At 65.1% G+C, this 18,966-nt stretch carries 18 protein-coding genes, 1 tRNA gene and 1 riboswitch; of the genes, 13 read left to right on the top strand and 6 right to left on the bottom strand.

Annotation, left to right across the window (positions count from 1 at the left end; all coding sequences use genetic code 11):
- Positions 1-27 precede the first annotated feature (27 nt).
- Positions 28-90: riboswitch (Fluoride riboswitch) on the bottom strand.
- A gap of 176 nt (positions 91-266) precedes the next feature.
- The 7 genes from ACTJI1_RS01550 (at position 267) to ACTJI1_RS01520 (ending at position 6,520) form a co-directional block, all read left to right on the top strand.
- Complete coding sequence (locus ACTJI1_RS01550; RefSeq protein WP_440741287.1) at positions 267-785, top strand: universal stress protein; 519 nt, start codon at positions 267-269, stop codon at positions 783-785.
- On the top strand, positions 782-1,540 hold the full coding sequence (locus ACTJI1_RS01545) for a 2,3-bisphosphoglycerate-dependent phosphoglycerate mutase (protein ID WP_440741286.1): 759 nt from the start codon (positions 782-784) through the stop codon (positions 1,538-1,540). Before ACTJI1_RS01550 ends, ACTJI1_RS01545 begins: the two co-directional genes overlap by 4 nt.
- 138 nt (positions 1,541-1,678) lie before the next feature.
- Positions 1,679-2,062 carry a fluoride efflux transporter FluC gene (locus ACTJI1_RS01540; protein ID WP_440741285.1) on the top strand — a complete coding sequence of 128 codons (384 nt, stop codon included), beginning with the start codon at positions 1,679-1,681 and terminating at the stop codon, positions 2,060-2,062.
- On the top strand, positions 2,059-2,439 hold the full coding sequence (gene crcB, locus ACTJI1_RS01535) for a fluoride efflux transporter CrcB (RefSeq protein WP_440741284.1): 381 nt from the start codon (positions 2,059-2,061) through the stop codon (positions 2,437-2,439). Before ACTJI1_RS01540 ends, crcB begins: the two co-directional genes overlap by 4 nt.
- A gap of 155 nt (positions 2,440-2,594) precedes the next feature.
- Positions 2,595-3,971 (top strand): phosphopyruvate hydratase, encoded by a 1,377-nt coding sequence (gene eno / locus ACTJI1_RS01530; RefSeq protein WP_440741283.1) that lies wholly within the window; start codon positions 2,595-2,597, stop codon positions 3,969-3,971.
- Positions 3,972-4,080: 109 nt separating this feature from the next.
- The gene (locus ACTJI1_RS01525) at positions 4,081-5,313 is read left to right on the top strand and encodes an MFS transporter (protein WP_440741282.1); all 1,233 of its coding nucleotides are present in this window, start codon (positions 4,081-4,083) and stop codon (positions 5,311-5,313) included.
- A gap of 364 nt (positions 5,314-5,677) precedes the next feature.
- Positions 5,678-6,520: an ArdC-like ssDNA-binding domain-containing protein gene (locus ACTJI1_RS01520; RefSeq protein ID WP_440741281.1), complete on the top strand. Its 843-nt coding sequence runs from the start codon at positions 5,678-5,680 to the stop codon at positions 6,518-6,520.
- 481 nt (positions 6,521-7,001) lie between these two features.
- On the opposite strand, the gene ACTJI1_RS01515 is transcribed toward ACTJI1_RS01520, so the two are convergent.
- A complete protein-coding gene (locus ACTJI1_RS01515; RefSeq protein ID WP_440741280.1) occupies positions 7,002-7,367 on the bottom strand; it encodes a hypothetical protein in 366 nt (121 codons plus the stop codon).
- A 345-nt stretch (positions 7,368-7,712) separates the two neighbouring features.
- Between ACTJI1_RS01515 and ACTJI1_RS01510 the strand changes: the two genes are divergently transcribed.
- On the top strand, positions 7,713-7,988 hold the full coding sequence (locus ACTJI1_RS01510; RefSeq protein ID WP_440741279.1) for a hypothetical protein: 276 nt from the start codon (positions 7,713-7,715) through the stop codon (positions 7,986-7,988).
- Between the two features lie 373 nt (positions 7,989-8,361).
- Entirely contained in the window at positions 8,362-11,094 is a 2,733-nt protein-coding gene (locus ACTJI1_RS01505; RefSeq protein ID WP_440741278.1) for an AAA family ATPase, read from the top strand.
- 14 nt (positions 11,095-11,108) lie between these two features.
- Here the strand turns inward: ACTJI1_RS01505 and ACTJI1_RS01500 are convergent, their stop codons facing one another.
- Positions 11,109-11,507: a hypothetical protein gene (locus ACTJI1_RS01500; protein ID WP_440741277.1), complete on the bottom strand. Its 399-nt coding sequence runs from the start codon at positions 11,505-11,507 to the stop codon at positions 11,109-11,111.
- A 138-nt stretch (positions 11,508-11,645) separates the two neighbouring features.
- Here ACTJI1_RS01500 and ACTJI1_RS01495 point away from each other — a divergent pair, with 138 nt between their 5' ends.
- Complete coding sequence (locus ACTJI1_RS01495) at positions 11,646-12,767, top strand: tyrosine-type recombinase/integrase (protein ID WP_440741276.1); 1,122 nt, start codon at positions 11,646-11,648, stop codon at positions 12,765-12,767.
- Positions 12,768-12,999: 232 nt separating this feature from the next.
- Complete coding sequence (locus tag ACTJI1_RS01490) at positions 13,000-13,968, top strand: HNH endonuclease (RefSeq protein ID WP_440741275.1); 969 nt, start codon at positions 13,000-13,002, stop codon at positions 13,966-13,968.
- Positions 13,969-14,078: 110 nt separating this feature from the next.
- Here ACTJI1_RS01490 and ACTJI1_RS01485 read toward each other — a convergent pair whose 3' ends face one another.
- The 3 genes from ACTJI1_RS01485 to ACTJI1_RS01475 all read right to left on the bottom strand — a co-directional run bounded on the left by ACTJI1_RS01485 (position 14,079) and on the right by ACTJI1_RS01475 (position 15,600).
- Positions 14,079-14,660, bottom strand: coding sequence for a PIN domain-containing protein (locus ACTJI1_RS01485; RefSeq protein ID WP_440741274.1), 582 nt, complete (start codon positions 14,658-14,660; stop codon positions 14,079-14,081).
- Positions 14,661-14,676: 16 nt separating this feature from the next.
- Positions 14,677-15,123 carry a helix-turn-helix domain-containing protein gene (locus tag ACTJI1_RS01480; protein WP_440741273.1) on the bottom strand — a complete coding sequence of 149 codons (447 nt, stop codon included), beginning with the start codon at positions 15,121-15,123 and terminating at the stop codon, positions 14,677-14,679.
- A 390-nt stretch (positions 15,124-15,513) separates the two neighbouring features.
- Positions 15,514-15,600 (bottom strand) — tRNA-Ser (locus ACTJI1_RS01475).
- Positions 15,601-15,686: 86 nt separating this feature from the next.
- Here ACTJI1_RS01475 and ACTJI1_RS01470 point away from each other — a divergent pair.
- Positions 15,687-16,490 carry an SGNH/GDSL hydrolase family protein gene (locus tag ACTJI1_RS01470; protein WP_440741272.1) on the top strand — a complete coding sequence of 268 codons (804 nt, stop codon included), beginning with the start codon at positions 15,687-15,689 and terminating at the stop codon, positions 16,488-16,490.
- Here ACTJI1_RS01470 and ACTJI1_RS01465 read toward each other — a convergent pair.
- Positions 16,480-17,406: an alpha/beta fold hydrolase gene (locus ACTJI1_RS01465; RefSeq protein WP_440741271.1), complete on the bottom strand. Its 927-nt coding sequence runs from the start codon at positions 17,404-17,406 to the stop codon at positions 16,480-16,482. The two genes, ACTJI1_RS01470 and ACTJI1_RS01465, sit on opposite strands and share 11 nt — an antisense overlap.
- 139 nt (positions 17,407-17,545) lie before the next feature.
- Between ACTJI1_RS01465 and radA the strand changes: the two genes are divergently transcribed.
- The gene (gene radA / locus ACTJI1_RS01460) at positions 17,546-18,907 is read left to right on the top strand and encodes a DNA repair protein RadA (RefSeq protein ID WP_310131353.1); all 1,362 of its coding nucleotides are present in this window, start codon (positions 17,546-17,548) and stop codon (positions 18,905-18,907) included.
- Positions 18,908-18,966 lie beyond the last annotated feature (59 nt).

Below are 18,966 nucleotides of genomic sequence, written 5' to 3'. Positions count from 1 at the left end.
CCTCTACCCGGACGCGCGCAGCGTCACATTCAGGTAGAAGCCATCAGCGGGGACCCGCGGTTGCCGGTGAGCCTCATCACCGTGGTGCGTGCCGTAACCATAACACCGTCGCATCCGGACTTGTACCTGCGACGGCTTCTGGCATGATGGGAGCTGACGGTTCGCCGTCGCGGTGGTGGGGCTCGCCGCAACCAACATCGGCTTCGCCGACAACGGTCCCTATCTCATGAGACGCGCACGCCTGTGCGCCCGGAGATAGGAGCACGATGACCGATCACAGGCCCGAGCCACCCCCGCCCGGTGTCATCCTCGTCGGAGTAGCGAAGGATCTCGCGGACGCCGTCCTAGTCGTCGCCTCGCGCCTGGCGGCGGACCTGAGCTGTGACCTGGTCTGCGCAACGGTCGACCCGAACCGCTATGCCGTCGCTGAAGACAACGACGGCACAATCCACTCCGTCCCGATCGATCCCGATCTTCCGGAGTTCGACGAAGACGTCTTCGATCCTGCGCTGACCCAACGGATCGAGAAGCTGCTTTCGGAAACGGGCGTCTCCTGGAGCCCACGCACCCTCGCAGGCGACCCCGCGCGCGCCCTCGGCCACCTCGCGGAAAAGCTCGACGCCCGGATGATCGTCGTCGGAACCCACGAGGCTGGGCTGCGCACCAGCATGCGCGAGTTCTTCCGATCCTCCGTCGCTGTTCATCTCGCCCACCGGCAACACCGACCCGTCCTCGTCGTACCGCTATCCCCGGTCGACGACGGCCGAGCCCTGCCGTGGGAGTGACGGAACCGGTCGCCGAGGTCTACCTGCTCCGCCACGGTGAGAGCACTGCCAACGCGCGAGGACTATTCACCGGTGTCCTGGACCCGGAGTTGACAGAACTCGGCCGGGACGAAGCGCGCCGCGCTGCGATGCTCCTGGCGCAAGCCGGCGTTCATCCGGCTCGGGTGTTCTGCTCAGCGCTGCAACGCACCACCCAGACCGCCCAGGAGATGAACGCGGTCATCGACCTGCCCCCGCACCTCGAAATCGAATGGCGACTCGACGAACGCAACTACGGGGCACTCACCGGCCTCTCAAAGACCGACGTCGCGCGACGTGCAGGCCAGGCACGCTACCGGGAGTGGCGACGCTCCTACGACGCCGCACCGCCGCCGATGTCGGAGGCCGCGATGGCCCGACTCCGTGACAGGCCACCGTTCAATCGGTTGCCGGCCGAGGCGGTTACAGCCACGGAATCCCTCGCCGATGTTGTACGCCGGATCACGCCGTTCCTCGGCGATGTACTCCTCCCTGCCCTCGGCGCCGGCCGCCCCATCCTGGTGATCGCGCATGGCAACTCCCTCCGCGCATTGCTGTTCGTGTTGCAGCAGCTGACGCGCGAGCAGGTGGAGCAGCTCAACATCCCTACCGGGCACCCGCTGCGCTGCCGTTTCGAGCAAAGCAACGGCCGCTTCCGGCTGCAGTCGGCGACCTACCTCGATCCCGACGCGGCGGCCGTCGCCGCGGATGTCCTTCGAAGCCAAGGGGGCACCTGAATGGTGTCCCGTCGTGAAAGGAGCCGGCTCCTGAACACCGAGAGCCAGACCCTGCCCGTCGATCCTGACATCGTCGCAGACGATGCCCCGGCGAGGCGGATACGCCCTGTCCACCTCCACTGGAGATACATCGGCCTCGTGTTCGCCGGCGGCGCCATCGGCACCACGATCCGCTATCTCCTGTCGCTTTCAGTTCCGACCGTCGACGGGATCCCCGTGATCACCTTCGCGATCAACGTGGCGGGTGCGTTCGCCCTGGGCTGGCTTCTCGCCGGTCTCTCCCGGGGGCCGGACCAAGGCATGAGACGAGTCGTGCGACTCTTCGTCGGGACAGGGATACTCGGCGGGTTCACGACCTACAGCTCCTTCGCTGTCGACACCGATGGACTCATCGTCGCCTCCAACATCGCGGGAAGCATCGCGTACGCCGTCGCGACTCTCCTCGTCGGTGCGCTCGCCTCGCTCGCCGGCATCGCCCTCGGCACGGCCATCAACCGCCGCGCGAGCGGAGGGACCCGATGACCGGCTTCCTGGTTGCCCTCGCGGTCGCCGCCGCCGGTGGAGTGGGCGCGGCCAGCCGACTTGTCGTCGACGGCATCGTGAAGTCACGAGTGACGATCCCGTTCCCACTCGGCACGACCATCATCAACATCTCGGGGTCGTTCCTGCTCGGACTCGTAACCGGTCTCGCCACCTTGGCGCTGCTTGCACCGGAGTGGCGGGCCGTCATCGGAGTGGGACTGCTCGGCGGGTACACCACATTCAGCACCGCAAGCTTCGAGACCGTCCGCCTCGCGCAGGAGGGCCGATACCGTGCCGCGGCCGTCAACAGTGTCGGCATGCTCGCCGGCGCTCTGCTCGCCGCGGGGCTCGGCCTGTGGATCAGCTGGCTGGTATGAGAAAACCATCCGCACGGTTCCGTTTCCCCCGATTGTGTGCCACACTCCCAACCAGCGCTTCGGCGCTTCGGCGGTGGGGCTCGCCGACACCAACCTCGATGCCGACAACAGTCCCTATCTCACGCGATCACGCACGCCTGGAGATAGGAGACACCATGCACGAGCACGGCTACACCGGCCACATCGACGCCGCCCACCAGGGCCACTACATCAGCCACCCCGAAACGCACCCGGTCGCGATCGAGCAAGTCACCGCCCGCCAGATCCTCGACTCCCGCGGCTACCCCACGGTGTCAGTCACGCTCCACCTGCACGATGGCATGCAGGTCTCTGCCTCCGCGCCCGCCGGAGCATCAACGGGGGCGTATGAAGCCGTCGAGCTCCGCGACGACGGGCCCTCCTATTCCGGTCGAAGCGTTCACCGCGCCGTTGCCGGCGTCGAGACGGAGATCTCGCCCGTGCTCGCGGGCCGCCATTGGACGACGCTGCGTGAACTGGACGATGCCCTGCGAGCGCTCGATGGAACCGAGAACCTTACTCGTCTCGGCGCCAACGCGGTGGTGGCCGTGTCCATCGCCGCAGCCCGCGCTTTCGCACACGCCTCGGAAGTTCCGCTGCATGTGTGGCTTGCTCGGGTCACCGACAGTGCGCAGAGACTCCCCGTCCCGCACTTCAACGTACTCAACGGCGGCGCTCACGCGGCCAACCCGCTGGAGTTCCAGGAGTTCATGATCGCCCCCGTCGGCGCCGCGGACGAGGCAGCCGCAGTGGAGGCCGGAGCAGAGATCTACCACGCCCTCGCCGCCCGGGTGAAGGCTCGATTCCACACCGCCGGCCTCGGCGACGAAGGCGGCTTCGCCCCCAACATCGCCAGCCCAGAAGAAGCGATGGAACTCCTGGTGCAAGCCATCCAGGACGCCGGATACACCCCCGGTCTGAACGACGTAGCAATCGCCATCGACCCCGCAGCGAACGGGTTCTACGAGCGGGAAGGAAAGTACAAGATCGCCGGAAAGCTCCTGGGTCGCGACCAGCTCGTCGACTACTACATCAAGCTCCTCGACGAATACCCGCTGCGCTCCATCGAGGACGGCTTCGCCGAAGACGACCACGCCGGATGGAAGCTCCTCTACGACGCCGTCGGCACTCGCACACAACTCGTCGGCGACGACCTCTACGTGACCGACCCCCGGCGCATCTCCGACGGCGCCCGCAACCACTACTCCAACGCGGCACTGATCAAGCCGAACCAGATCGGCACCGTCAGCTCCACGCTGGACGCCATCGCGACCGCCCGACGATTCGGCATGCAATCGATGGTCTCCCACCGCTCCGGCGAGACCACCGACTCCTTCATCGCCGACCTCGTCGTCGGAACAGGAACCGGCCAGATCAAGTCTGGGGCGCCGGCCCGAGGAGAGCGCGTGATCAAGTACAACCGCTTGCTCGAGATCGAACTGGACAACAAGTCTCTGCCCTACGGGCTCGAGCTGGCTCCGACCCACGCACCCGAGGTGGCGTTGGAGCCCTGAGAACACTTCCGCCCACATCGGGTTATCCACGTGATCCGGCGCGGGAGTGAGAGGGGGAGCGCCCTTATACCGAGGCGCTCCCCCTCGACTTTGGACTGAAGGAGAGCTCGTGGCTTCACCGCAATACGCACCCAAGGACGAGGACGCCAAATGGCTCACCCCGGGTGTCGCATCCCTCGGTGCGGCCAGCTTCTTCTCCGATGCCGGCCATGAGATCGCGACCAGCGTCATGCCGGCATTCCTCACCTCGGTCCTCGGCGGCAGTGCAGCAGCGCTCGGCCTCATCGAGGGCGTCAGCGACGCACTGACCGGAACGATGAAGGTGATCGGCGGCCCGCTCGCCAACGACCCTGCACGGCGGCGCAGGCTCGCCACCGGCGGGTACATCATCACCGCTGCCGCCACAGCCGCGATCGGGTTCGCCACCGCGGTCTGGCAGGTGGGGGTGCTTCGAGCCCTGGCCTGGGCAGCCCGGGGTGTCCGATCACCCGCCCGCGATGCGCTCCTCGGCTCTCTTGCCAGACCGCACACGTTCGGGCGGGCGTTCGGTCTCGAACGCGCCGGCGACAACCTCGGCGCCGTGGTAGGGCCGCTACTGGCGGCTGCGCTCGTCGCGTGGCTCGGTCTTCGACCGGCGATCTGGTTCGCATTCGTTCCCGGGATGCTCGCCGCCGTCGCCATCATCTTCGCCGCCCGAGAAGCGAGAGCACTCCCTACTGGAGTGCGTCGCCCAATTCGCTTGGACGTCCAGGGACTCCGCCGCGCCGGGATCGGGCGGCCGCTTCTGCCCGTGCTGCTCTTCGAGTGCGGCAATCTCGCAACCACGCTGTTGATCCTGCGGGCGACCGACCTGTTCACGACCCTCGGGTTCGCAAACGCGGCCTCGCTCGCAATCCTGCTCTACGCGGGTCACAATGCCGTCGCCGCTCTGATCGCTCTTCCGGGAGGCTTCTGGCTCGACCGCGTCGGGCCGAGGCGCGTCTTCGCGTCGGGGGCGATCGCTTATGTCCTTGCGTACGGGCTCATCGCCCTCGCTTCGATCCACTGGGTGTTCGCCGTCGCGGGCTTCCTACTCGCAGGAGCGGGCGTCGGCCTGGCCGAGACAGCTGAGTCCGCTCTCATCGCTCGGATACTCCCGGACGAACTCAGAGGCAGCGGATTCGGCGTCGTCGGAGGAATCCAGGCAGTGGGGAACATCGTCGGGACGGTTGTTGCGGGGGTGCTCTATGCGACAGCCTCTCCGGCCGCTGCGTTCACGTACGCGGGAGCATGGATGTTGCTGTCAGCTTGCGCAGCCAGAGTCTTCCGAGCGCCAGCATCATCAGGGCAGAACCCGGGGTAACCAATCAGCGATTCAAACGGGGAGACACGCGACTGTACAGACGCTGGTTCGTGCCAGCGATCGTCCGAAACCGTTCATCATCAGGGCCGTGGTTCTACATCCAGACCATCACCCGTCCACTCGCAACGAACTCGGGCGTGGAGCCGACTTCGTCGGCGCGACTGTATGTGTCTTCTCCCCGCTCCGGCCTGCGATCGTAACGGCCTCCGGCTGATCCGCGACCGCCCCTCGCTATTTGCAGACTCCGTCGCTTCGCTCCTCCACTTAGCAGCCGCTCCAGCCGGTCGCGCATCGGCCCCCACCCGTTCTTGATCTTCGTGCCGGAACGGCGACAAAGACGAGTGGACGAAGGAGCAAGCAAATCATGGGCAACACGACCATCACCCGCGACGCAAAGGACCGAATTGCCGAAGCGGAGGCACTGCACGCGTCGATCGTGGAGCAGGTCCAGCAGCTCGCCGACAGCGGCAAGTGGCGGGCATTCCTGGAGTTCGCCCGCTCCTTCCACAACCTTCTGCTGATCCTCGCGCAGAAACCAGACACGACGACGGTCGCCGGTTTCCGGCAATGGCAGGCAAAGGGGCGACAGGTCCGCAAAGGCGAGAAGTCCATCAAGATCTTCGGATATCGCGAGAAGAAGACCGCGACCGCCGCCGCCGATGAGGGCTCAGATGACGAAGGCCGCGTGATCCGATACTTCCCGGCCCTCTCCGTATTCGACATCACACAGACCGACCCGGTCGAGGGAGCCGACCCGCTCCCGAGTGATCCCACGCAGCAACTCACCGGCGACCACGACCACGGAGTGATCACTCCGCTGACCGCTCATCTCGAGTCCACGGGGTGGACGATCAGCCGCGAACCACTTAGCCATGCCAGCGGCTACACCGACCCCGAAACGCTGCGCGTGATCCTGGCGGAAGGCATCAGCGTCGAGCAGTCCGCGAAGACTTTGATTCACGAGACGGCGCACATCGAACTCCGCCACATCGACAGCCTCGAGGAGTACCGGCAGCACCGCGGACGCATGGAGGTCGAGGCTGAGTCGGTAGCCTACGTGGTCGCTGGTCTGAACGGATTCGACACCAGCGCGTACAGCATCGGCTACATCGCCGGATGGAGTGACGAGGATGTCTCCGTGATTCGCGACTCGGCCTCCCGCGTCCTCGCGGCGGTCCACAGCATCGCGGGGGTGCTCGACCAGTAAACGCGAGCGAACGAAAAGAACCCCGCCCCATCTTGAGTGGGTCGGGGTTCTTTCACGCTCGGGAGCGGCGCGAAGTGGGGGCGCAGCAAGGTGCCAAACGCTGAGCGGGAGAGTTGGCCGTGACAAGGAGTGACGAGACGAAGGGGCTAGAAGCAACGAAGGAAACCAAGAGGAAGGAGACCAGAGAGACAACGAGACCAAAAACGAGAGCAGACAAGAAGGACGACAAGCCAAAGGGAAAAGAGCGAATGCACGTAGGCACTTAAGTGGAAGGACGCCCGGCGGCCCCGTATCGAAGGAGTTCGACGTCAACTGAGTTGCCGCGAGCTCCTGGCGGCCGGAGTCGATGAGTTCAGTGCACCGCGCGATCGCTCTCACCTGGTGCTGACGAGAGGCCTATCCGTCCGGAGCGAACCGGACGGTCGGCTGCGCTGACGTGGAATCGCTGCGACCACCCCCGAGCGTGCCGATCGGAATGGCTCTAGTCGCCGAAGACTTGGGCCTTGGTGGCTTCCGGATCTGCGAGGCCGATCACAACGCGGCGATAGGGCTCGCCAGCTAACTCGATCTGCAGCCCACGTGGGGTGTCGGAGTGCACGAGAGCGAGCGTGATCCCGGTGTCTTCACCGTTTCGGAAGGTTCCAACGGCGGTCGTGTTGGGGACGTATCGGCCGGCGATCTTGAAGTCGTTTCCCCATCCTTTGATCTGTTGGTGAGCGTCGTCCAGCACCTGCACGGACGCGACGTGGGCAACCGGGAAGCGAGTTGAGGCGAGCAGTCCTTCGATCTTCTCGAACGTAGACAGTGTGATTACGGCGTCGGAACCGTCGCGGGTCAGTTGAGCCATGCGACCACACTAACGAAGGCGTCAAACACCGATCCGAAGTCCCCCTGATTCTGCCAATGCAGACGACATCGAGACGCGCATGATGTTCGGGCGGTTCAATTCATCAACCGGTCCCGGAGGTTGGATCGAAGACGCCGCGGGCGGCGCAGTCTTGCCGAGGTTTGAGGGCCTTTCCGTCGCCCGATCGTAGCTCGCTTCCGGTGCTCCGTGCCGGGCTTTCGCGGCGTAGCCTCCTCCGCTTCGCTCCCCCGATACTCCACGGTCCCGGCACTGCGCGCCTCCCACTCGCTCTCGATCACTCGCCGGAAAGGCACTCAAACATGATCGACCTTGGGAGTGAGCGGAATGCGGGTATTCATCATCGACACCGGAGAAATGGGCCCGGAACTGCACGGCGGGCTGATCGGCGTGGAAGGATCCTCGAACCCGGACGCGCGAGAAAAGCAGGAGTGCGTTGAGACCGTCTGCCGCTACGCGCTGGATGGCTGGGCCATCGCCGCCGACCCGCACACCGCGATCGGATGGCTCGCCGCGCTCACGGCCGAGACGGCATGCGTGCCCTTCGTCAACCTGACCCGGATTGCGTTGCATGCGCCCCGGCTTCAAGACGCACGCCACTGACCTATCGGCCGCCAGACGGATGCTCCCGTCTGGGCAGGAATACTCCCGGGACCCCTCTCAGGAGCCACCGAGTTTCTCCGATCGCGAATCTGTTCCTGCGAGTCTCGCGTTTGCGCGTCAAATCCGGCTGGGAAACACAACGTGTAGGTATGAGGGCATTCGACCCGAACACGACACCACGCCGCAACTCGATGACCGTGTCGGTGGTGTGCCGGAGCCTAGCGGTGCCAGCGACCGGAGAGGCAGTGACTGGCCGGAAGAGCGCGGGTGCGCGCTCGGAGCGTGCCAAAACAACCGGCAAACCGGAAGTACTAAGTAGGAGGGGCATTTTCTGCCCGGGACGAGACCATCCAGACCAAAAGCCGAGGGGTGAGTGCAGGTGCGAGGTGGAGTAGCCAGATGGAAGCGCGGACAGCAGTCCCATGGTGTCAAGCAAGCCGTCGATTACGCCTTCTCCGGTGTCTGTGACGCCACCCTCACCGCAAAGACCGCCGACGGGGTCATCGCCGCTGCCGGCTACGCCGACGCGGTGATGACTCGGTACATCGTGGAGAACGGCGCCATTCGCGACGACCTCCTCACCAAGGATCAGCTTAAGGAGTGGGTCGACGGACTCGACCCGCTCACTGGCGAGCGTCGCGGCCGGGATCTCGAGTCCCCGGTGGCGGATCTGGTTCTGGATGCGACGATCAACGCACCGAAGTCGTTCTCGATCGCCGCCATGCTCGACCCCGACCTCGCCGCCGCGTACGAAGACCTCCAAGACCGGCTCCGCGACCGGATCGTGAAGCTCTGGCAGACGGAGCTCAACGCCCGCCGCGGCAAAGGCGGCGCCATCCGCGAAGACCTGGCCCGGATCGAGGTCGTCGAACTCCGCCACGAACGCTCCCGCTCCCTGGACCCGCACAAGCATCGCCACCTCTGGCTCAACGTCAAAGTCCAAGGGCAAGACGGCAAATGGTCCAACATCGACACGAGGGTCGCGTTGCGGTTCGAGAACGTGATTAACGCCGAAGGCGACCTCGCCTCCCGCACCGACCCCACCTGGATCAATGCTCTCGCCGCAAAGGGATTCACCCTCAACCAGGACGGGGAAATCACCCAACTCCAGCATCTAGTGCGACCGCTGTCGAAGCGGTCCGCGCAGATCGAAGCCAACAAGCTCGCCCGCACCGCCTGGTGGAAGCAGCAGCACCCCGGGCAGGAACCTTCGCACGACGTGCTCAGTCAGATCGACCACTGGGCGTGGGCAGTCGGCCGGCCCAACAAGCCTGGCGCGTTCGACGAGGACGGATGGGCGGCGCTCGTCCGTGAAGAACTACATACCGCCGACCCAACGCTGGGCATGCAGCGCTCTCCCGCGCCCCTGCCTTGTATCGCCGTCCAGGAACTCGACATCGAGCTACTGGCTGCCAAGGCCGTTGTCGACGCGGACGCCCGCTCGACCGGCAACGGTGGTCGGTTCAGCGTGATGGACGTGCGGGCCGGAGCTCTCCGCGCGATCGCCGCTACGGGCGTTGTCGCCGACCGAGACGTACTCGCGAACCTCGCCGAGGACGTCGTGGCGCGTTCGCATACCGTGACACTGATCTCCGAACCAGACGCTCCGAAACACGTCAAGCACCTCATGGCGGCCTCCACCGCCATGCTGAAGGCCACCCTTGGCCAAAAGGTCGACGCGTTCTCCGCGCCCGGACAGGTCCTCGACACAGACGCGGTCGCTGCAATCGCGCAGGCTGTCGCGCCCGATCGGACGCTCGACGAGGGTCAGCTCGCCGGCGCGGCCGCAATCGGTGGCACATCCCGCAACGTCGTCATCTCCGGGCCGGCCGGCACCGGTAAGACCACGATGCTCAAGATCGCCGGGGCAGCTCTTCGGCGACGCGGCCACAAGATGATCATCGTCGCACCGACCAAGAAGGCCTCCGCTGTCGCGGGCCGTGAAACGATGAGCGCATCGTCATCGCTCCACCAGCTCCTTCACGATTTCGGATGGCGATGGATGACTGCGGAGTCTGGCGCAACCGTGTGGCGCCGGCTCGCGATTGGCGAGAATGACCCGACTTCGGGCGATGGCTATCGTGGCCCCCGGATGAGGATCGACCCTGGGGATCGCATCGTTGTGGACGAGGCAGGCATGCTGGATCTCGAAGCTGCGTCTGCACTCCTCGATGTCGTGCGCGACACGGGCGCAGGAGTCGCTCTCGTCGGCGATCAACGCCAAGCCCTACCAGTAGGACACTCAGGAGCCATGGCACTCTTCTGGCGCCGCTCGCCTGACCGTGTCGAGCTGACAACTACCCACCGCTTTCGCGACCAAGCGTGGGCCGAGCTCACGCTTCGGCTCCGCCACCCCTACAGCGAGGCCCAGGGTCGCCAGGTGGCCGAGGAGCTCATCCGCACAGATCATGTCGTGATGACCGATAGCGACCTCGCCGCCCGCGAGGCAATGGTCGACGGATGGTTCGACGCTTCTCGTCATCACGAGACGATCGCCCTCGTCACGGCGACACACGCTGAAGCGCAGGAGATCAGTGAGGCCATCCAACGCCGCCGTATCGAGTCCGGGGCCGTCCGCGCTGGCCAAGCACTTTCCGGGCAAGCGGGGCAACCGATTTTTGTCGGCGACGTAGTCCAGACGCGTCGGAACGACAGCGTTGTGGACGTACAGAATCGCCAAACCTGGGTCGTCAAGAGAATCAGCAAGTTCCATGTCCTTCTGGCCGCGAGTACCGATTCGAACGACTTGAGGAAGGTCAGCCTCTCGTATGCCGAAGCCCATGTTCACCTCGCGTACGCCACAACGGTCTATGGGGTCCAGGGCGAAACGACCGACCGTGCCCTCGTCGGACCAGGGGTCGACGCCGCCGGCCTCTACGTCGGTCTCACTCGCGGGAAGCAACACAACGCCGTCGTGTTGGTGGCGCCGACAGCTGAGTCCGCGAAGTCGCGGCTAGTTGAGATGATGCAACGCCAGGCCCTCGAAGAAACGATGGAGAAGTCGAGAGCTGCTGCCCAGACCGAACTCAGACGGGCTGCCCAATCGTCCGCCGGACCGATCATCGAGGGACTCGATGGCGACCGGGCCCCGGTTGGCCTCAAATGATCCGAACGACGGCTCTAACCGGCAATGCCACCCGCGAACAACTCCCGGCCGAGCAAGTTGACTCCGTCCAGAGTTCCGCCTTCAGGATCGAACCCGAAGATGGCGACTCCGAGATCGTCGGCCCTCACCCGGGCAGCTGGAATTACACCGGCTCGGACAAAGATCAATGCCCGACGACCATCCGCCGCCGACACAGAGGCCGCCCGCTCCACGCGATGGACGTCAAGATTGCCACGCTGGTTATCGACCCACGCGAGACTTCTCGCACTGTAGATGTCGCACACCTCAGTCGTACTTCCGTAGGCCGCCACAGCGTCGGTAGCGCCGAGGTAGATCATCCACTCGCGGCACAGTTCGATCGCTTCGTTGTCCGAAGCACCCCAAGGCTTCGGTTCCGGAGGTTGCCGTTCCACGTACCCAGTTTGCCTGAGACCGCTGTCCCGGCGACTTGCAGTCCGTCCCGAGGAGGCGGGATGTCGGTCCTCGCTCCTAGTCTGACGCCACATCCTCCATCGCAGTTCGATGCGACAACCCGCAATAGGAGCTGAGGAATGGGGAGCATTCACGCGTACGACACAGCCGAAGGCAAGCGCTATCGCGTTCAGTACAGAACGCCCGGGCACGCGCTCACGGGAAAGCGCGGATTCCGAACCAAGCGAGAAGCGGAACTCTTCCTCGCATCCGTTGAAGTCGCGAAGGCCCGAGGCGAGTTCATGGACGCTCGAGCGTCGCAGTCCACGATCAGCTCCCTCGGTGCCGAGTGGCTGGCCAATCAACACCATTTGAAGCCGTCGTCGCTGCGACCCGTCGAAATCGCTTGGCGACTTCACGTCGAGCCGAAATGGGGAAGCCGGCGAGTGGGTGAGATCCGCCACTCGGAAGTGCAGAACTGGGTGACGGCCTTTACCAAGGGGGACGGCAAACCGCGCTCTGCGACCACCATTCTTCGCGCCTACGGCGTCCTCGCTGGAATCCTCGACACGGCTGTGATGGATCGCCGGATCCCGTCTAACCCGGCGCGCGGCGTCAACCTGCCTCGAAAACTCAAGGGGAAGCACAAGTACCTCAGCCACGCGCAAGTCGAACTCCTTGCGGGGAACGCGAAGAAGCACCGGACCATGGTTCTTTTCCTGGCCTACACCGGACTGCGATGGGGCGAAGCAACCGCACTGCGTGTTCGCGATGTTGATCTGAATCGCCGACGCGTCGACGTACACGAGAACGCAGTGGAGGTCTCTGGCACGATCCATGTCGGAACACCGAAAACCGGCGAAGCTCGCAGCGTCCCGTTCCCGCCGTTCCTCACTCCGATGCTAAAGACCATCACCGAGCAAAAGTCCGCATCGCAGTTGGTCTTTGGTGACGGGGACAGCTACCTGCACCAACCAGATCGTCGCCGGGGTTGGTATGTCTCCGCCATCGCGCGATCTCAGGCCCTCGACGAGAACTTCCCCCGTGTCACGATCCATGACCTGCGGCACACCGCCGCGAGCCTAGCGATCAGCGCCGGAGCAAACGTGAAGGCTGTGCAGCGGATGCTTGGCCACTCGTCTGCCGCCATGACTCTCGACACCTACGCCGACCTTTTCGATGATGACTTGGATGCCGTTGCTGTTGCTCTTGACGCGGCTCGTACGAGGGCGCATGGCTCGAGCGCTGCCCCACCCGATTGAGGGCTACAAGACGAAGCCACACTCCCGCCAAAGTGGATCTGGGTGCAGCGAGCCCCAAGGAAAGCCCGTCGCGTGAGGTGTACTTGGTCGCGATAGTGAGACAGGTGCGAGTAGGCGGACAAGCCGAAGGCAGTCGCCGGGATGAAACGGATAATCGCTGCCCCTCATTCGATGACTCTTGAAATGGGGAAACACTGTGCCATACCTCTTGGCAATCGGGGCCGTGATAGTTGTGATCGCACTTCTGATCACGTTCTGGTACATCGCGGTGCCGGTTGCGTTGATTGTTGTGTTGGCATTCGTGCTGCCTCGCATAATCCGAACCATCCGGAAAAACCGATACTTCGCGAGCGAAGAATTCCTAGCGAAGAAGGCCGAACTGGCCGCCGTCGTCGCCGAACACAATGAGGTTGCCGCGTACACGTCTGAAATCCGCGGAGGAGCGAAATTTCAACTCGGAGTCTCTTCGACCGGAACGACCTCGTACCTCGCTTCATTTGAGAACACCAGCGCGCACAAGTACCGCCGCGACCGCAACGTAGCGAGCTACCAAGCTCCGAACGTCCACAACTGTTCTCTGCAGGTCGTGCGGAACGCCAGCGCCGACCCCATCAAGTACCTAATGAAGTACTTCGGCATCAAGGCGGACGAGGCCACCCTCGGCGACGTCGAGAACCTCGGCGACGCAATTGCGCGCCTCGAAGCCGCTGTCGCCAACCTTCACCAGCGCGAGGCTGGCATTACCGCATCGATCAAGCCACCAGCGTTCATTCTCAACCACTACTCGGACGAGTTCATGGGACACGTGGGGGTCGAACTGTCTCCGATCACCGTTCCGTACCCGGTATACGCCTTCGAGTACGTGAGTGCCGGCGGCAATAGCTCTCAACGAAGCACGGTCACGCTGAACACCCCGACCATCGACGCCCTCGTGGGGACGATGTCGCAGAAGATCAAGTTCAACAAGTCTGCCGCCGGCCAGCGAGCGTTGATGACCGCGCGGCTCCGCGCGCTCATCAAGACGCGGGATCAGCACACTTGTCGATATTGTTCGGTCTCGCTCGCGGCCGAGCCTCACCTGCTGCTGGAAGTCGATCATGTCATTCCCGTTTCAAAGGGCGGAATGACGACCGAGGACAACCTGCAGACGCTTTGCTGGCGATGTAACCGGACCAAGTCGAACAAGATCTTCGCCGTCTGAACGGGCACCATCGAGCCTGTTGGCAAGTCGCATCGCCCCTGATCGCGTACGAACCGTTTCCCGAGTACCTCCGTCGAGCGTTTACGCGCGCCCCGAACTTGTCGTAAAAGTCACCGTAGGCCTGAGAGCAGACGCAAGTGGCCTAGCACTCTGTTGGCGAATTCGGGGCACCCAGCATCCACGAGGGCCTGGTCGAGCGGCTTTACGCTATGACCATTTGCCCTTCTGTTTTGCCAATAGTCGTTCTGCTCTCGAACGACCGCTCGCACCAACGTCGGAGAGCTGTTGTCAACGAGAACCAAGAACTCGTCCGGCGTCTGAATTTCGTAGGGCAAGTCGTCGGGATCGCCGAAGTCACGGTGGTTTGCCGTAAGAAGGATGTCCGCCTGCGTCCACACTGCGGCAGCGTGAACGTGCTGATCGTCCGGATCCGAACCCGCGAATGGGATATCGCCACGGAAATCCATCAACACTTCGTCGAGATTCTCCCGAATCCGTGCATCCAGCGCCACTCCAACGCCGCCATCTGCGGTTGGGTTGAGTCGTCTCCAAGCGCGAATGGCCTCGGCGATCACATCCGGCGTTGAATGCAACTGGAACATGCCCGGCGTCTGCAACCGGAGCAAGAAGATCCAATCGCGCAGAGTACGGCTGGCTAGCACGTTCGAGTCGACGAAAACGCGATGGGTCACTTGCCTAGATTAGTGACTAGTCAGCTAAGGGACCGTTCTCTTCGTCCCAGGCCCGCAAACGCGCAAAGGCTGCCGCTCGCTCACTCTTCCGCTGCTCCCTGAGCGTCAGGACATCGCGAGTGTTCAACCGAGTATGCGATCCGACCTTGTGCGAGGGGATTTGCTTCCCGGACACAAGCTTCATCAACGTCGGACGCGACACCCCAAGCATGTCCGCTGCTTGCGTCGTCGTAAGTTCCTCTGGCATAAGGTTCACACTGATCGGCCCGTTCGCCGTACCGCTCAGGACTCGAGTAACGAACTCGACTAAACGAGGCGGTAGCGATTGTTCGCTTCCGTCCTCGAGTTGGATAAGAATCCCGCGAACCGAGCGATCATGAGCCGTCTCCGCAAACTGCTCGGCCTCGTGTTGAACCTCTTCGTCGACGAAAACAGATCCATCGCTAAGAAGCGTTGCGGTCATGGGAACCACCTACTCTGCTTCAATTGGTCAACTCAAGACTAGGCGGCTCCAGTTATAAGTGCAACCCCGCTTGCGGTTATAAGTGCAAACCTAGTTGCTGCTATAAGTGCAAAGTCAGTTGAGGTCATAAGTTTGAACTCACGTGTCACTACAAGTGCGAGCTCAAGTGTAGTTACGGATTCGCGATTGCCCGCTCGAAAGCATGTACACCACGACTGTGACTAGCGCGCCCGGACAGAACCCGGGAAACAACGCAGCCAGGCCAATCCAAATCTGCCGTTGAGAACCGTCAATGAAATGTAGTCAGAATGTAGTCAAACACCCGAATCCGAGGAAATGAAAACCCCCGGATCCCTTGTAAACACTGGGATCGCGGGGGCTTGCACGCGGCGGTACCGGTGGGATTTGAACCCACGGTGGGCTTTCACCCACACAACTTTTCGAGAGTTGCACCTTCGGCCGCTCGGACACGGTACCGCGGACTATCGTACGCGATTCGGGCGGTCGTCTCCAATCGAGCGGGGGCGGTGCCGGGGTCGGTGGCGCGGGGTACTCTTCCGTCCATGAGTGCAGTCCCCCGCATCCTCGCGTCCGCAGCCGGTCTCGTCGCCACGGGGGCGCTCACCGTCGTGGGGTGGAGGCGCGTCCAGGCGAAGCGGGCGGCCGTCGCCGAGGGGCGGGTGCGGCTCAACGAGCTGCTGCCGGTCCACTCCAAGTGGTGGCGGGATGTGGCGCAAGACCCGGGCGAGCTGCTGTACGTGGCGATCGGGGACAGTGCCGCCCAGGGCATCGGCGCGTCCGCGCCCAAGAACAGCTACGTCGGGATCATCGCCGACCACCTGCGCGCGGTTACCGGTCGCTCCGTGCGGGTCGTCAACCTGTCCGTGTCGGGTGCGACCGTCTCGCTCGCGGTGGCGGACCAGCTCCCGCGGTTCCTGAAGCTCGACCCGGAGCCCGACATCGTGACCGTCTCGATCGGGGCGAACGACATCGCGGCGTTCGACCCGGTCCGCTTCCGCGAGGGACAGCGCGCCGTCTTCGCGGCCGTGCCCGATCACGCGATCGTCGCCGACCTCCCCTACTTCTATCTGCCCTGGAACGAGCGGATCGTCGCCGAGGCGAACCAGATCCTGCGCGAGGAAGCGGCGGAGCGCGGACTGCAGGTCGCGCCGCTGCACTCCACCATGCGCCGCCAGGGTCTCCGCGGCGCGTTCACGCAGTTCGCGGAGGACCTCTTCCACCCCAACGACCACGGCTACCGCACCTGGGCGTCCGCCTTCCTCCCGGCTGTGACCGCGCGGGCGCGCGAGCTGTACCCGCGCCATGGCGAGCAGGCCACAGCGGCTCCGGAGGCGCTTAGCGCGTGAGCTGCGCCGGCGCGACGTGCGACAGCACGCGCCCCCAGGCCGGCACGATCGCCAGGTGGCCGACGCCGGGCATCGTCTCCATCCGCGAGTCCGGCAGCGACTTCTTGTACCAGGCGGCGTGCGCGTGGCCGGCGACCGCATCCGCCTGCCCGGCGATGATCAGCGTCTTCGCGGCCACATCGCCCAGCTCGAAACCCCACGGCCTAGCGGTGTAGCTCAGGATGTCGCCCGCGACTCCCCCGGCCCCCTGGCGGAACGCCTCCTTCAGCATCCGCCCCAGGCGGTCGTGCACGCCGCGGCCGGACAGCGCCTGCTGGTCGACGGGACCGACCCCGAGCATCTCCAGCGGGACCTCGCCCGGTTCGGACGCGGCGGCCACGGCGTCCGCCTGCGGTTGCAGCATGGCGCTCAGCCGGCTCATCGCCTCGCCGGGCGCCATGGCGCCCAGCTCATCCGACAGCGCCTGCAGCTTCGGGTCGATCCACGGCACCGCCTCGTTGGGCGCCGGGGTCCCGACGATCGCCACGCGGTCGACGAGATGTGGATGCCGTGCGGCGACCGCGAGCGCCACCCGGCCGCCGGCGGACCAGCCGACGACGCCGACCGTGCGGGGACGCGTCACCCCGATGACCGTCTCGGCCACGACGACCGACCGGATGTACTCGGCGATGTCGTCGGCGGCCTGCGTGATGCTGGGCCAGCTCCCGAGCGGCCACGGGTCGCTGGCGCCGTAACCGGGACGGTCGATCGCGACGATGTGCGCATGCCGTTCCGCGGATGCGTCCGGGTCGGGGTCGAACACCGAGGAGCCCGGGGCCGCGTGGCAGAACACCACGAGACGTTCGGCGTCGGGGTCCCCGAAGGTGGAGACGCCGACGGCGCGGCCGGAGCGGAGTGCGAACGTGCGGTCAGCCATGGGGCCCATTGTGCACGCGGCCACCGACTCGCAGAAGTGCTCACATGCACCGCTCGCGACGGGATGTCCACAGGTCGCCGCGATCCTTCCGGCGATGACGGTGGCTCCCCGTAGTGTTGAGCCCGATCGAGGAGGTGCCGTGCCGAAGGCGTCCGTCAACTACCGCTGCTCCGACTGCGGCTGGTCCACAGCCAAGTGGGTGGGCCGCTGCCCGGAGTGCGACGCGTGGGGAACACTCGCCGAGACGGCGCAGCCGACCGGCGTGCTGCGGGCGCTGAAACCCGTGACCATCGCCGCCGGGCGCGAGGCGCGGGCCATCACCGACATCCGCGCCGAGGGCACGCCGCGGCGCCCCAGCGGCATCGGCGAGTTCGACCGGGTGCTGGGCGGAGGCATCGTCCCCGGAGCGGCCATCCTGCTCAGCGGCGAGCCCGGGGTGGGCAAGTCGACCCTGCTGCTCGAGGTCGCCTCCCGAGCCGCGCGAGCCCGCAACCGGGTGCTCTACGTGAGCGCGGAAGAGTCGGTGAGCCAGGTCAGGATGCGCGCCGAGCGTACAGGCGCGGTGCACGACGAGTTGTTCCTGGCCTCCGAGACCGACCTCAGCACGATCATCGCGCAGATCGACGCGGTCGACCCCTCGCTCGTGATCGTCGACTCGGTGCAGACGGTGTCCAGCTCGGCCGGCGAGGGCATGGCCGGCGGCCCGAGCCAGGTGCGCGAGGTCGCCAGTACGCTCATCCGCATCGCCAAGGAGCGCGACCTGCCGGTGCTCATCGTCGGGCACGTCACCAAAGACGGCTCGATCGCGGGTCCCCGGCTGCTCGAGCACCTGGTGGATGTGGTGTGCCAGTTCGAGGGCGACCGTCAGACGGCCCTCCGCTTCATCCGGGCGCTCAAGAACCGTTTCGGGCCGACCGACGAGGTGGGCTGCTTCGAGATGGCCGGCGACGGCATCGCCGAGGTGCCCGACCCAAGCGGGCTGTTCCTCAGCCGCAACACGACACCGGTCTCCGGCACCTGCGTCACGGTGGCGATGGAGGGACGGCGCCCCCTGCCGGTCGAGGTGCAGGCCCTCGTCGTGAGTACAACGGCGCCGAACCCGCGCCGCGTGACCAACGGAGTCGACTCGTCCCGGGTCGCCATGCTGCTGGCCGTGCTCGAACGGCGGGCCGGCATCAAGCTCGGCGACAAAGACGTCTACGTCTCCACCGTCGGCGGCGTGCGGCTCACCGAGCCGGGGGCCGACCTGGCGATCGCTCTGGCGATCGCGTCGGCGGCGACCGACCGGGCCATCCCGCACACCCTCGCGGCGTTCGGCGAGATCAGCCTCGCTGGCGAGATCCGCCCGGTCGTGAGCGGCAAGCAGCGCACGGCGGAGGCGGCCCGGCTCGGCTTCGCCACCCGGGTAGACGACCGCAGCGCCTCGATCCGTGAAGCGCTCCGGCTCGCCTTCACCGCCGCATCCACCGACCGCGAGCGAGAACTCGACGCCGCGTTCTGACCGGAACATCGAACCGGATGTCGAACCGGCGCCGCGCCGTTCGACGCACAGGTGACGAC

The sequence above is a fragment of the Leifsonia sp. 22587 genome, from assembly GCF_052044215.1.
Classification (GTDB): domain Bacteria; phylum Actinomycetota; class Actinomycetes; order Actinomycetales; family Microbacteriaceae; genus Leifsonia; species Leifsonia shinshuensis_C.
This window is presented reverse-complemented; position numbering and strand designations above follow the sequence as displayed.

What these genes read in the sequence shown, in the direction of transcription:
- ACTJI1_RS01550 (WP_440741287.1), top strand. Translation starts at nt 267, where the DNA reads ATGACCGATCACAGGCCCGAGCCACCCCCGCCCGGTGTCATCCTCGTC.
- crcB (WP_440741284.1), top strand. Translation starts at nt 2,059, where the DNA reads ATGACCGGCTTCCTGGTTGCCCTCGCGGTCGCCGCCGCCGGTGGAGTG.
- eno (WP_440741283.1), top strand. Translation starts at nt 2,595, where the DNA reads ATGCACGAGCACGGCTACACCGGCCACATCGACGCCGCCCACCAGGGC.
- ACTJI1_RS01520 (WP_440741281.1), top strand. Translation starts at nt 5,678, where the DNA reads ATGGGCAACACGACCATCACCCGCGACGCAAAGGACCGAATTGCCGAA.
- ACTJI1_RS01515 (WP_440741280.1), bottom strand. Translation starts at nt 7,367, where the DNA reads ATGGCTCAACTGACCCGCGACGGTTCCGACGCCGTAATCACACTGTCT.
- ACTJI1_RS01510 (WP_440741279.1), top strand. Translation starts at nt 7,713, where the DNA reads ATGCGGGTATTCATCATCGACACCGGAGAAATGGGCCCGGAACTGCAC.
- ACTJI1_RS01495 (WP_440741276.1), top strand. Translation starts at nt 11,646, where the DNA reads ATGGGGAGCATTCACGCGTACGACACAGCCGAAGGCAAGCGCTATCGC.
- ACTJI1_RS01480 (WP_440741273.1), bottom strand. Translation starts at nt 15,123, where the DNA reads ATGACCGCAACGCTTCTTAGCGATGGATCTGTTTTCGTCGACGAAGAG.
- ACTJI1_RS01470 (WP_440741272.1), top strand. Translation starts at nt 15,687, where the DNA reads ATGAGTGCAGTCCCCCGCATCCTCGCGTCCGCAGCCGGTCTCGTCGCC.
- ACTJI1_RS01465 (WP_440741271.1), bottom strand. Translation starts at nt 17,406, where the DNA reads ATGGCTGACCGCACGTTCGCACTCCGCTCCGGCCGCGCCGTCGGCGTC.